At 36.6% G+C, this 12,535-nt stretch carries 17 protein-coding genes; 5 read left to right on the forward strand and 12 right to left on the reverse strand.

Annotated features, from left to right (window positions below; genetic code table 11):
* Positions 1–103 precede the first annotated feature (103 nt).
* The 3 genes from D8M04_RS12415 to D8M04_RS12425 form a co-directional block, all read right to left on the reverse strand.
* Entirely contained in the window at positions 104–955 is an 852-nt protein-coding gene (locus tag D8M04_RS12415) for a DegV family protein (protein WP_121523451.1), read from the reverse strand.
* Between the two features lie 256 nt (positions 956–1,211).
* On the reverse strand, positions 1,212–1,712 hold the full coding sequence (locus D8M04_RS12420) for a DUF4188 domain-containing protein (RefSeq protein ID WP_121523453.1): 501 nt from the start codon (positions 1,710–1,712) through the stop codon (positions 1,212–1,214).
* Positions 1,713–1,724: 12 nt separating this feature from the next.
* Entirely contained in the window at positions 1,725–2,267 is a 543-nt protein-coding gene (locus tag D8M04_RS12425) for a PadR family transcriptional regulator (RefSeq protein ID WP_121523455.1), read from the reverse strand.
* 241 nt (positions 2,268–2,508) lie between these two features.
* Here D8M04_RS12425 and D8M04_RS12430 point away from each other — a divergent pair, with 241 nt between their 5' ends.
* Entirely contained in the window at positions 2,509–2,940 is a 432-nt protein-coding gene (locus tag D8M04_RS12430; protein WP_121523457.1) for an OsmC family protein, read from the forward strand.
* A 60-nt stretch (positions 2,941–3,000) separates the two neighbouring features.
* Here D8M04_RS12430 and D8M04_RS12435 read toward each other — a convergent pair whose 3' ends face one another.
* Positions 3,001–3,897 (reverse strand): fructose bisphosphate aldolase, encoded by an 897-nt coding sequence (locus D8M04_RS12435; protein WP_121523459.1) that lies wholly within the window; start codon positions 3,895–3,897, stop codon positions 3,001–3,003.
* Positions 3,898–4,080: 183 nt separating this feature from the next.
* Here D8M04_RS12435 and D8M04_RS12440 point away from each other — a divergent pair, with 183 nt between their 5' ends.
* Complete coding sequence (locus tag D8M04_RS12440; protein WP_121523461.1) at positions 4,081–4,452, forward strand: VOC family protein; 372 nt, start codon at positions 4,081–4,083, stop codon at positions 4,450–4,452.
* Positions 4,453–4,662: 210 nt separating this feature from the next.
* On the opposite strand, the gene D8M04_RS20020 is transcribed toward D8M04_RS12440, so the two are convergent.
* Complete coding sequence (locus tag D8M04_RS20020) at positions 4,663–4,803, reverse strand: hypothetical protein (RefSeq protein ID WP_158595123.1); 141 nt, start codon at positions 4,801–4,803, stop codon at positions 4,663–4,665.
* A gap of 195 nt (positions 4,804–4,998) precedes the next feature.
* Positions 4,999–5,178, reverse strand: coding sequence for a DUF2187 family protein (locus D8M04_RS12445; protein ID WP_121523462.1), 180 nt, complete (start codon positions 5,176–5,178; stop codon positions 4,999–5,001).
* A 243-nt stretch (positions 5,179–5,421) separates the two neighbouring features.
* Between D8M04_RS12445 and D8M04_RS20025 the strand changes: the two genes are divergently transcribed.
* A complete protein-coding gene (locus D8M04_RS20025; protein WP_158595124.1) occupies positions 5,422–5,586 on the forward strand; it encodes a hypothetical protein in 165 nt (54 codons plus the stop codon).
* 214 nt (positions 5,587–5,800) lie between these two features.
* On the opposite strand, the gene D8M04_RS12450 is transcribed toward D8M04_RS20025, so the two are convergent.
* The 5 genes from D8M04_RS12450 to D8M04_RS12470 form a co-directional block, all read right to left on the reverse strand.
* Positions 5,801–6,199: a VOC family protein gene (locus D8M04_RS12450; RefSeq protein ID WP_121523464.1), complete on the reverse strand. Its 399-nt coding sequence runs from the start codon at positions 6,197–6,199 to the stop codon at positions 5,801–5,803.
* A 24-nt stretch (positions 6,200–6,223) separates the two neighbouring features.
* Positions 6,224–6,982 carry a phosphosulfolactate synthase gene (locus D8M04_RS12455; RefSeq protein WP_121523466.1) on the reverse strand — a complete coding sequence of 253 codons (759 nt, stop codon included), beginning with the start codon at positions 6,980–6,982 and terminating at the stop codon, positions 6,224–6,226.
* Positions 6,979–7,665 carry a 2-phosphosulfolactate phosphatase gene (locus D8M04_RS12460; RefSeq protein ID WP_121523468.1) on the reverse strand — a complete coding sequence of 229 codons (687 nt, stop codon included), beginning with the start codon at positions 7,663–7,665 and terminating at the stop codon, positions 6,979–6,981. The genes D8M04_RS12455 and D8M04_RS12460 overlap by 4 nt, the downstream gene beginning before the upstream one ends.
* 278 nt (positions 7,666–7,943) lie before the next feature.
* Positions 7,944–9,440, reverse strand: coding sequence for a PH domain-containing protein (locus D8M04_RS12465; protein WP_121523470.1), 1,497 nt, complete (start codon positions 9,438–9,440; stop codon positions 7,944–7,946).
* Positions 9,437–9,928 (reverse strand): PH domain-containing protein, encoded by a 492-nt coding sequence (locus D8M04_RS12470; protein WP_121523472.1) that lies wholly within the window; start codon positions 9,926–9,928, stop codon positions 9,437–9,439. Before D8M04_RS12470 ends, D8M04_RS12465 begins: the two co-directional genes overlap by 4 nt.
* A 460-nt stretch (positions 9,929–10,388) precedes the next feature.
* Here D8M04_RS12470 and D8M04_RS12475 point away from each other — a divergent pair, with 460 nt between their 5' ends.
* Positions 10,389–11,045 (forward strand): TerC family protein, encoded by a 657-nt coding sequence (locus tag D8M04_RS12475; protein ID WP_121523474.1) that lies wholly within the window; start codon positions 10,389–10,391, stop codon positions 11,043–11,045.
* 397 nt (positions 11,046–11,442) lie between these two features.
* Positions 11,443–11,715 (forward strand): YqhV family protein, encoded by a 273-nt coding sequence (locus D8M04_RS12480; RefSeq protein ID WP_121523476.1) that lies wholly within the window; start codon positions 11,443–11,445, stop codon positions 11,713–11,715.
* Here the strand turns inward: D8M04_RS12480 and D8M04_RS12485 are convergent.
* Complete coding sequence (locus D8M04_RS12485) at positions 11,689–12,489, reverse strand: ATP-binding cassette domain-containing protein (protein WP_121523478.1); 801 nt, start codon at positions 12,487–12,489, stop codon at positions 11,689–11,691. The two genes, D8M04_RS12480 and D8M04_RS12485, sit on opposite strands and share 27 nt — an antisense overlap.
* Positions 12,490–12,535: the final 46 nt, after the last annotated feature.

The raw sequence follows: 12,535 nt of genomic DNA on the forward strand, positions 1-12,535 counted from the left end.
GTAAAAATGTATAAAAGACAGGACGAATCCTGTCTATCAAGAAAAATTATAATAGTGAAGATAGTAAACTTAGAAGCTGCTTTATCAAAAATAGAATACCAGTTTACTTTTCTATTCCTGCAACTCCAAATCCCCCTGGTCCAGCATGAGTAGTAATCATTGCCCCAGCTTGTATCCACTTAATATTTATAAAGCCACTTTCTTTTGCGATTTCAGTCATTCTATCCATAATCTTTTCATCAAGTCCTTTAGAGAATAATAGATAAAGCTGCTGTTTATCCAGGTTGTATTGGTTGAAGTACGTTTGAAGAATTTTCTCTGTAACGACACTCATTTTACCGCGGTACTTTTTGGTGGAGACTAGTTTTCCCTCTATTAATTCGATGCATGGCTTAATCTTTAACAATGCCCCTCCAAGATATGCAATATTACTCACTCTTCCTCCCGCTTTTAAAAACGCTAGACTCCCAGGAACGAATGCGAGCCTGGACTTAGGCACGATCGCTTTAATTTTATTTGCTAAGTGTTCCGATTCAATCATAGGCTCTCTCTCTAATTCTTGAACGGCATACATGACAATCGCAGCCAATCCGCCTGTCACATTTAAAGCGTCAATTAGGATAATATTATCGAAGCCTTCCGCTGCAATCATGGCATTGTGAAAGGATGATGATGCTTTGGAAGTGTAACCGATATGGATGATTTCACAATTTGGATAATCTTCTCTAATTCTATTAAAAAAATGGATATATTCATGAACATTAGTTGCCGTTGTAGATGGTATCTGATTCGTCCGTTCATGATAAGCATAGATATCCTCCACTGGCAAGGAACCATCTAAATAATCCTTCCCATCCATAATAATATGCATAGGTACAACTTGAACGGCATGTTTTTCAACTAGCTCTTCCGGTAAATCGGCTCCACTCTCCGTTGATAAAATAATCCTTCTCATTCGAGTTCTCCCTTCTTATATAGCGATCATCCTTGATCTTCTCTTGTTTCTATTCTTACTATATAACAAAAAGAGAATTATTTCAGAATTTTATTTTATCTCACAACATCAGGAGGCCTCTAACCTAATATGATTAGCTGATTCATGCTACTGTTTTATCACAGGCTAACTTGCTGTAATACCCTAAAAGAGAAGATTTGAGTAGGATACAAGAATTGTAAGTGAGGGATGCATTTCCCCCCGTCTGATGGAAGTTTCACTTGATTTCTTCCTTCGTGTTATAGTGAGTGGCCAATCTTTTCTTGGCCGATTTTTTATCCGGCGTAATCGGAATATGCTTCAGTGCATTGGCTAATCCATAGGCAGGCATATTTCGGTAGATCGATTCATAACTCCCTTTCTTTATGACATATGTCTCATGATAAACACCAACCGCGTCATTATTGCCTACTTTTTGATTAAATGCACGCCATGCATGAAGATGCTTTTCTCCTTTTGCATAAGCCATAAGGTCCTCCGTAGATTTCCAATATTGAATCATAACCGTTGTTCTTAGTCCAAAATAACTCTCCACCGAAAGAAATCCAAGCTCTTCTTTATGCTGGTATAGTTCTCTGATCATTCCTGGCATAGCCGAGAATACGGGCCACCACTTTCGAACCGCCCGTCTTTTATTAATCCTCATCCCTATTAAGAACACCACTATATCTTCATTGTTTTCCGTTGTATAACTACCTTCAAATATATTTGCTCCCAACGGTACTCCCCCCTACTCCTTTAATTTGTTTGCCGTTGCTTCACACCATTCCATCGCAGCTTTCGTTACTCTTTTTCCATAATCTAACGTAAACAGCCAATACTGTGCATCTGGTAATTCTGATAAACCAGAGGAGATCATCCATTCAATGGATTCATAAGTTACATATCTTTCCTGAAGCTTTTCTTTATAATAAGAAAGATGTTCGATTGTTTTCGCTTTGCTTTGATGCCGACTAAAGAAGATTTTTAACAATACATTATTTTTTTCAACTGGAATTTCTTCCAATGGCTTCTCAAGCCAAGCATAAAAAGCTTCTTTCCCTTTTTCAGTAAGGAAGTATTCTTTTTTATCCGGTTTATCCTCTTGGGAAGCATACTGTACAGTAGCGAGCCCTTCTTCAACAATTTGTTTTAGCGTTGGATAAATTTGTCCATAACTTAGTTTCCAAAAATGATTTAAGCTTTGATCAATAAATTGCTTTATCTGATAACCAGAACGGCAATTAGTAGTGAGGATCCCCATGATTACAAATTTTGTGTGGTTTGTTTTCATACCTTACCCCTATCTAAATGATATATATCTTTAAGATATATTATATACAATAAAAGAGCATATAGTATCTATATGTTTCGAAATTTACAATAAATTAACGAATGGATTTCACTTCACTTGTCCTCTCTGTCAAATCCTTACCACTTCTGTAATTCGTTTCTGTAGACCGGTTCAAGGAAGCTGTGCCATACTAAAAGAAAGGACTATCATGATTCAAAACTTCAAGAAAGGAAGATAAACAATGAAGGCAAATATAACATGGAACGGAAAAGTCGCATTTTCAGGTGATACACCTTCTGGCCACAAAATAAAAATAGACGGGGCAGAACAAATTGGCGGACAAAATGATGGCGCACGGCCAATGGAGCTGCTTTTACATTCTCTTGCTGGATGCACCGGAATTAACGTAATCAATATTTTACAAAAAATGCGCCTGGAGCCAACTTCTTTTCAATTAGAGGCAGATGGGGAACGTGATGAGACTCCACCTAAGAAGTTTACGAGTATCAATCTTCACTTTGAATTAGAGGGTGATTTACCTGAAGACAAAGTGATTCGTGCTATTAAACTTACAAATGAAAAATACTGTTCTGTAGCACATTCATTAAGTACTCCAATTACTTCCACTTATAGTATTAATGGAGTACTAGGGGAAGAGAAACTGAAGCATTAAAAAATGGAACATATAAAAGGTGCCAGCTCTATGCTAATAAGGAGCTGACACCTTTATTTATTAAATATTTTTATTTACAGATGCATCATAAATTGATTCCACCGCTTCTTGTAATGCTGTATTAAATTCCTCATCTGATTGATTGATATTGAGATCTTCACTTAATGCTCTGGAAAAACTTGCAATTAAACCATCATTTTCTTTCAGTTTTGCATTGGCTTCTTCTCTGGAATATCCACCAGATAAAGCGACAACTCGAACTACATTTGGGTGTTCCGTTAGTTCTTTATATTGGTTGGCACGGTCTGGAATCGTCAGTTTTAACATAACAAGGTCGACTTTACTTAATTGGTCCAAGTGTTTTTTAATTTCTTGTTTTAATATAATTTCTGATTGTTCTTTGTCTGTACTATGGATATCTACTTCTGGTTCAATGATTGGGACAAGTCCTTTATTGATAATCTTTTCTGCAATTTCAAACTGCTGATCCACTACTTCTTGGATTCCATCCATGTTCGCTTCCTTAATCACTGAACGCATTTTTGTTCCAAACATTCCACGCTCTTTGGCTCTGTTCAGGGTTTCATTGAGATTATCAATTGGTTTCATTTTCTGAACCCCATTCGAAAGTTCAGCGAGCCCTTTATCTACTTTAAGAAAAGGTACAATTCCTTTTTCCTCTGCTAGATATTCACCCGTGTATCTCCCTTCAACCTGCCGATCCATCGTTTGTTCGAATAGAATAGCACCAATGATATGCTCCGAATCAAAGGCTGGGGAGGTGATTATACGGGTTCTCATCTCATGAACAAGATCAAACATCTCCGCTTCATTTCCATATTGATCTTCAGATACACCATAAGCTTTCAGTGCCTTTGGAGTGCTTCCGCCACTTTGGTCAAGAGCAGCGATAAATCCCTTTCCATTCTTCATTTGTTCTAAGTATTTTTCCTGCAATCATCCCACTCCTTTTAAAGTTTATTTTAATTTTGTTAAATGATGATCTTATGATAAATGTTTTCTAGTTAACGCTTTCCCTTGATTAACTCTTTCTAAACTATTACTCGGTTCTTACTAATCTTTGTCTATTTTATAGTCCTCTTATATACTGAAAGAAATGAATGTGGAGGGGATAGAAAAATGAAATTAGGTGCATTTTCTGTAAGCTTAAATGTGAAAGACATTCATGCATCAAAAGCTTTTTACGAAAAACTTGGTTTTCAAGAATTCGGTGGGGATATTAGTCAAAACTGGCTTATTATGAAGAACGAAGGATGTATTATCGGACTTTTCCAGGGCATGTTTGAGAAGAATATTTTAACCTTTAATCCAGGTTGGAATGAAAGCGCAGAAAATGTCGAATCATTTACTGACATTCGCGACATTCAAAAGGAGCTAAAGGAAAAGGGAGTAAAATTAATAGCAGAAGCAGATGAGTCAAGTGAAGGACCCGCACATCTATTAGTTGAAGACCCAGATGGAAATCAAATTCTGCTTGATCAGCACCGCTAAAGTCAGGCCTTACATATGATTTAGCTCATATTAGAAGCAGGTGGTTCACCTAATAAGCTCATGGGGGGGAAACTCCCCCTTGGTTCTTATCTTTTATGTGAACAAACAAATTCAATTTCAAAATTTCTAGTTTAAAAAGGTAATGGGGCAGCATCGTTTCATTCAAAAAACAGTACTCCCGAACCAGAGTACTGTTTTACTTAACAGGTATTATTCATAAATTCTATCTGCATTTTTGTAACGCATTTTTTCAGATTGTATCGTTTTTTCATCTTTTCTTATTTGTTTATCTTCATCATCAATATTTCTCTTTAGTCCTTGATCTGGGCCGCTTTTCCTTTTCTGTGACATGGCTTTAAATCCTCCCAAGTTACTTATAGTCTTTTTCCGTTTTACTGTCTTTCTAAAATTAATTAAATTTAGGAAAGTAGGTGCAACTGCAATGTGTAGAAAGTTCCTCCAATTACATTGATTATACCTTTACATTCAGACCTCTTTTGCTTTTACTATTACTAAAATTTTAATTAAGCCTTTTTATATAACCAATCAGAGAATATCGTAGTTCTTATGTCCGACGACTGTTTTATCTCCTTCAAACTCTAGGTCAGTATTATTTTCAGTAACCGAAACAATCACCGAATTTTTATAAATCTTTTCTACAACGCCTTTTATTCCGGACTTGAAAGAAATTTCATCACCGATTCCCGCTATTTTATCTATTGCCAACGTATGTCCTCCCTTTATATAGAGTATTCTTTTGACCTAACCTCCATGTGACTTCTTATATAAATTCTCCTATTTTAGGATTTAAATTCCAAGTTTTTAAGAAAGTACTGTAACACCATTCAGGTTACCAAATTATGATTAAAAATCATTTTGTTGGATAATCTAAGGCTTAACTTTGGTCCTGTTTTAACTTAATTACATCAAGCACGTGAATAATATGTAACAGAAACGGAGAGATACTATATGGATAAAAAGGGAAGAAAGTTCCAAGCTGAAAAGGCAGTTGTAGCGCCAGGTGTGGTTCCTGAGGATTCCTTTGGAGAAAAGGCTACGAAATCTGAAATTGATAAAGGTGAATCCACTACTATTACAAGGCTTGCTTATGATGAGTATGATCCCAGTGAATAATAATTAGATATCTAGAATCAAAAATGGGAGTATTTGTTTATCAATGAAGCGTTTTTCGCTGGGCTATTCGCTCTACTTTGCTCTTCATGGCATCGATGAAGTGCTTTTCACTTTCTCTGTTCTCCAATAAGAAACTGATCAAAGCATTTAATAAACTCCCAAAATGCTTTGATCAGTTTTATTAGAAAAAGAAGCTTACCACTCCATTTATTATTTAGTAAACCATACTATTATCATGATAATACTTAAATTCCAATAGATTATTTGCTGGATCGATTAAGAAAAATGTCAAATGCTCCTCCTTTCTGTTTTTAAATCGGACCATTGGCTTACCAAAAAAAGGAAGATCCTTACTGATGGCGAATTCCAAAGCTTGATTATATTCATCCTTATCTAGGAAGGTAACGCCATAATGTCGAGGATACATTTTTGGTTCATCGTCTATATTATCAGGGCTTAAGTGGCAAACAACCTGATCACCAAAAAAGTCAAATGTGACTCTGTCATCATACCTTCTGGCTAGTTTACACCCAAGTTTTTCATAAAAATCAACGGTTTCATCTAGGTCCTTACATGGAATTGCTAAATGGAACACTTTATTTGTTTCTCTCATAATCTTCTCTCTCCTTAAGTTTGTTTATATGTTAAACGTGTCCGAACGTAATCCTAAACGAAGTGATTCCAATGAAATAACATCTGAAAAAGCTATATTCGCTAGATTCACATTCGACCCAATTGATCTAATAAAGAAAGTTTGCATCTTTTTATTGGGAGCTTCAAAAATAAGCTTATCAATTGAAATGCCTGATTCTATAATTTCTTCAAATATATCATTTCTAATATCTCCATTTGCCATGCATATGCCGCTGGTACCACTCTCTCTCGCTTCAGTAATCACCTTGCTTGCTCCAGCCTCAAGATCTTCATGGATATCTTCTACCCATTCGGAAGATTCCTGATTATCAGCTTTAAAATTGTCCTTATTGCCTACTTCACTGAAAACAAAAAATTCTCTCGAAAAGTCTTTAATATACTTCGCCTTTTCCCTGTTGGGGATTGTAACGGTACCATTAGAGATTTCCACATAGCTGCAGTGAAATCTTTGACAAAAGTTAAAGTAGTCCTCTGTCTTGCCTTGGCTTAAATATTTTTCAAAGAGCGTACCACCAAAAAAGAAATCAATGTCATGTTCAATTAAAGCCTCTATTTTATGTTCCAGTAAAGGAGTGATTAGGGAAGTACCCCAACCAAACTTCACAAAATCAATATACACACTTGAACTATGGATGGTGTCTAAAAATAAGTTCAATGGTGCACCATTGTCAATTAATATGGTTAAGCCACTTTCTCTTGGCTTCACGGCCCTTTCGGGTAAAATTAGTCCTGATTCTATCATAAGTTAACCCTCTCAATCATCGGAAACCTACTTAACTTATTTACTTTCATTACAAAATCAGAATGGAGTTCCTTTGTACATAACAAGATATCTTCTTCTTTAAAATTAGGTTCATTCCTATCAAAAAACTTTTGAGCCACAGAAGAGTCTTGTATTCTTTTTATGATTTCATCTATTGTAACGGTGTCTGATCCTTTCAATATACTGTTTATATATTCTGCACAAGCAAGGTCATCGTCTCCAGAAGGATGTGAGGCGATAATATTTACTTTTGATTTTTCTTTTGCGTTATCTTTTATAAAAGTAGCTGTTTGTTTTGCATTTGAAAAACCAGTGACAAACACTTGTTCAGATGATAAGTTGTTTAATGTTGCTCGGACTCCATTAGTAGTCATTTGAACAAGTGTCTTTCCTTTAAGATTTTCACCCTTAATATGATACGGTGAGTTATCTAAATCAAATCCTTCTATCGGCAAACCGCCAACTTCCCCTGCCAGTAAATATTCTGGATGTTTCTCTTTTATTAGTAATGCCTGTTCTACTGTCTCTGCAAGAAATATACGGTAAGCACCTTGTAAAAAGGCATAATGGGCTACCGTAAACGCTCTTATTACATCAATTACAATCGTAATATCTGCAGTTTCCGGAGAAGGTGTCCTTCCTTGATATATATTAACCTGCATTAGCTTTCACCTACACTGTTTAATTATCGTTAAAACCTTTCCTCCTTCCCCTTTCAGTTAGCTATGTTAAGTATATTCGCCTAGGATATTTTGGTTACAATTTAGAATCGTTACTTAGAAAAAACGGCTTTAATAATCCATAGTAAGCGTAAAAACAGCACCAATTCTCCAATTTTAAATTTAGGGCATACACTAAAAGACATCCACTGTATCATGGATGCCTAGTTAAAGGTTTTATATGTCCTGCTTTTAATATACAAACCTTTATAGTTACTAATTCAAAGATTTTTCTCGAGCAGAACATCCTCTTGACGTTTAAGATACCAATTTTCAATTGCTTGCCCATATTCTACAGGAATATCATCCAACGTTTCCATATGGGGAGGATTAGATCGGTTCACCGTTGTAATCGAGGCAACCTGGAAGTACTTTTGCAATCGCGTTTGTGAATAAGTTAATTCAATCACTTTTTTCCTTTTTGTAATAAACATACGACTCGTTAATCCGCCATGCCACCATTGCACTTGATCAGAGGTCACAGCGTATCTCGTATGCATATAATCAAGAATACGATGTAATATAATTACAAATAAGATAACAAGGCTTAATATCCACCAAGCCTGCTGTATTTGGAGAAAATTTGGCTTGAAAATCCCTAAACCAATCGTAGCTAAAATCCATATCCAGCTTGGTCTGCATAATTTCAACCATAATGCTTGTTTTGGCAACCTTTGTAACTCATTGTTTAACTGATAGATTGGCAGAACTTCTTCTATTAGTTGATATGCCTTGTTAAGAGGTAGAAATGGATAAAGAGAATTAACACTTACGGATCCATCTTTATTATCTGTATTGGCCGAGCTAATTAACTTGACTTCCACTAAGCCAAATATCCGCTTAAGCCACGTTTGATGCATTTCAAGACCTTGTATTTTTTCCTTCTCGATCATGAAGGAACTTTCATCTAATACTCCTCGATCTATAAAGATATGCGTAGAATTGGAAGAAATCTCATATTTCCCATAACGAATAAACGTCCTCACTACACCAAATCCAGCAGCAAGCATAGCCGTTAAAACAATTACTCCAACCAGCAGCCCCTTATTGTCAAGTAACACTTGAAAAATTCCTTCAAATAAATCTGTATCTGGCAATAGTGGCCCTATATTTTCTATCAAGCCTAACACAATAGGGATAATTGCCAAGAAACTCAGAGATGTAAAACTGGCTCTCCATAAGTCATTTCTGCTGGGAGTAAAATGAATTACGCGATCTGCAGCCTCCTGTTTTTGCTGTGTACTCTCCGCCGTTTCTGAGGATACTTCCTCTATATTTTGGGGATGATCGCCTGATTGCACCAATTCGACTAAGTAATCCGCTTTTTCCTTAGATAAGACCGGGAATCGTATCGCATCATCATTTCCATCCATGGCCGTTTCCAACGTTAATGAAGTAAGCCCAATAACCTTATGAAAAAAAGTCGTTTTCTTCGTCACGTTTTGTACTTTCGAAAACGGGATAATGCTGGTATGTTTCACAAAAATGCCTTTGTATATGTAAAACGTCTGATCTTTCCATTCATATTTTTCAACAATCCAGGATACAACAATATATACTAAGCTTAGTAACATAGCTATCACAAAAACATATCTTCCATACTCGAACAGCCAGAAAGCCGAATCCCTTTTGATAACAAACAAAAAGAGGGCAATTAAGAAGCTATTTTTAACTAATTGATAGATTTGAAATACCATTGTCAATGGATGATATCTCATGCCTCGTCCACTTCCTTCAGCTTGGCATACTTCGCTAACGTTTGTCTTAAGCTAAGTGCAACCTCTTCTTCTAAGGCAGGGATAGTATGAGATGAACCCATTGTTTCTACTTTGATGGAACGCATATGATATGTTTTCATTATTGGTCCCTGTGTGGTTGTAACCGATTGGATTTTCGTCATCGGAACAATAACCCACTCTTTTCTTAAGATTCCATAACATAGCTGAAGATACTCCTCATTAAATTGATAGCTCCAGCTTTGATAAAAATAGAAAGGTTCAATAAGCGAGTAAATAGTACCAACAATATTAAACAAGACTAAACCAATTAAAATCCAAAAGGCCCATGTTGGCCATGCAAAATAAAAATCGAGCCAAAACAATATCCCAAGCACCACAAATCCCACCATATTCGTAATACTCTCAGAAATCATTCGTACTTTCGGAAAAGCTGGTGATAAACGGTGTTCCAATACTCTATCACTCATAAGTAGTCCCTCACTTTTCTAGTTTCTCTTATTGATTACGGGATACCCTCCATTAAAGTTTCACCTCCTTCAAAAATAACCTAAGAATGGTGTAAAGTTTGTTACACTTTAAGCACCATATTATAACTCCAGCAAAATCTAGCCTCTCTTGCCATTCTAGCGAGGTACCCTTTCTATAGATATTCTTCCGATAGTAAGTAACGACAAAAACCCTAAAAAAATAACAGTTCTTTAAGTTCCACGATACTCATAAAAATAAAAAGAGAGTTGATGAATCGTTACAAGACGTCAAAAGGAAAGCCAGGGAACTTAGATGTCAGTCGAAGTGAGTAATTATTCTTGTTTGGAAACTAAGGGGCTTGGACAAGTTCTCCTCCATTTCTAACACTTTACTATTCTATTCCGTATCTACCTTGAAACTCGGGTGCAAGGAAATAATAAAACAGGGAGGAAATCTTTCTTGGAACTTATTGAACACATGCTGCAGATATTGCTCATTAATATCCTTCTAAGTGGCGATAATGCCATTGTCATTGCGATGGCAAGCAGAAATCTGCCTGAGCATTTACAGGCAAGAGCTATTAAATGGGGAACTTTCGGGGCCATTGGATTACGGATTTTATTTGTTTTTCTTATGATCCATCTTTTGCAAATGCCCTTTATTCAGTTGATTGGTGGTGTTTTGCTTCTAATTGTGGCTTACAAATTACTTGTGGACAAGCATGAAGCAGATAACATTAAGAGCGGTGATTCCCTTCAAGAGGCGGTCACCATTATCATTTTCGCAGATGTTATTATGAGCCTGGATAACGTGCTAGCCATCGCTGCCATTGCAGACAGTGATTTGCTTCTAGTTATAGCTGGCATAATCCTTAGTATTCCCATCATCCTGACCGCTAGCGAACTTATCTTAAAGCTAATACAAAAATATCCAATTATCATTTATGTTGGTTCTGCCCTGCTCGCATGGACTGCAGGTGAGATGATGTTAAAAGATAGACGATTCATCGAATTATTCGAAATGCAGCATCAGTCCGAGCTGCCATTCTTAATTGGATTGACAGTATTAATCTTGATTGTTGGAAGGTTAAAGCGGAGACAGGATGGAAGATATTAAGAAATCGATGACATTGGCTAAGTATAGATTGTCATAGTGGTAAACATGTTCTCTGATTCACCTCCTCTTTAGACATGGAATGAATCTTTTCCATACTTTTATAAATCCTCTAATCCTAGTCGTTAAATTTGCATTCGAGTGTCGTAAAACAAGAGGCTAGAATATATAAAATATACGTATGCTTATTGAATTCTTACTTAAACAATCCTTGTCCTAGGGGAAAACTTGGGCCGTGAAAGCGAAGTAGATTTCCTTAGTCGTGTGTCTCCGCTAGCCCAAAGTTGAACTTTTCTTTGATGTCTTCTTTAACTAATCAGTTTTCACATTTTATCGTCCTTAAATGGACAAGCCGTGCATATAATGTCAGCAGTACACGTTCGTTACAGGGGGAAAAAATATGTTTACTCTTTTAGAAAAAGCTGTGATTGGTATGGCCCTATTACGATTGCTTTCAGGAACAGTTGAAATATTCGCCGCTTATTTAATGATTAAATTTAATGAAGTGGACAAAGCACTCATTATTAACAGTTCTCTTGCCTTTTTTGGACCTTTGATCCTTATCCTAACCACAACCATTGGACTGGTGGGCCTCTCTGATAAATTGTCATTTGGAAAATTCTTTTGGATTTTTCTTGGAGTAGCCTTAATTATTTATGGAATCAAGAAATGATTGTGTTTCCTGGTTTAAAATCATGCTGTAATTTTTCTTGCTCTTACGGTTCATGATACGGTCTAATATTTCTTCCACATACATGGAAAAAGCCGGATTGGTACGCTGACGAGGTCTTGGCAACGGGATGGGCTGGTTTAAATATATTTTCCCGTGGTCAATTAATACGACGCGATCAGAAATTGCTACCGCCTCCTCCACATCATGTGTCACGAGAATCGCTGTAAATTTGCGCTGCTTCCATAATGATTCGATTAATCCCTGCATCTCTAAACGAGTAAGTGCATCAAGTGCTCCTAGTGGTTCATCCAATAGTAATAGAGAGGGATCATGAACCAATGCCCTCGCCAATGCGACCCGTTGTTTTTGTCCACCAGAGAGTTTAGAAGGAAAATCTTGAACACGATCTTTTAATCCAACTTGAGTAAGTGCTTCCATCGCCTTTTGCTTTGAATTGGCAGGCAAGCCTAAGCAGACATTCTCTAACACACGCTTCCATGGAAGAAGTCGGCCATCTTGAAACATCATTCTCGCTTGATCATTCAATCCTTCTAACTGAGTCTCATTAAGATTAATTTCCCCTCCATCGCATCCTTCCAATCCGGCAATTAGTCTAAGAAGTGTACTCTTACCGCATCCGCTTTTCCCAACTATGGAGACAAATTCACCCTCTTTAATTTTTAGATCTAACCCGTTCAACACATTTCGAGCGTCATAGCTCTTCTTAACCGCTTTAATATGAACGTTGATCCCTTTCCCTCCTACCGCTCTCATTTAATTTCCTCCTTTACATCTCCTGTTTCTGTTCCAGTGATTTCAT

Origin of the sequence: Oceanobacillus piezotolerans, from assembly GCF_003665065.1 — a bacterium.
GTDB classification, from domain to species: domain Bacteria; phylum Bacillota; class Bacilli; order Bacillales; family Amphibacillaceae; genus Oceanobacillus; species Oceanobacillus piezotolerans.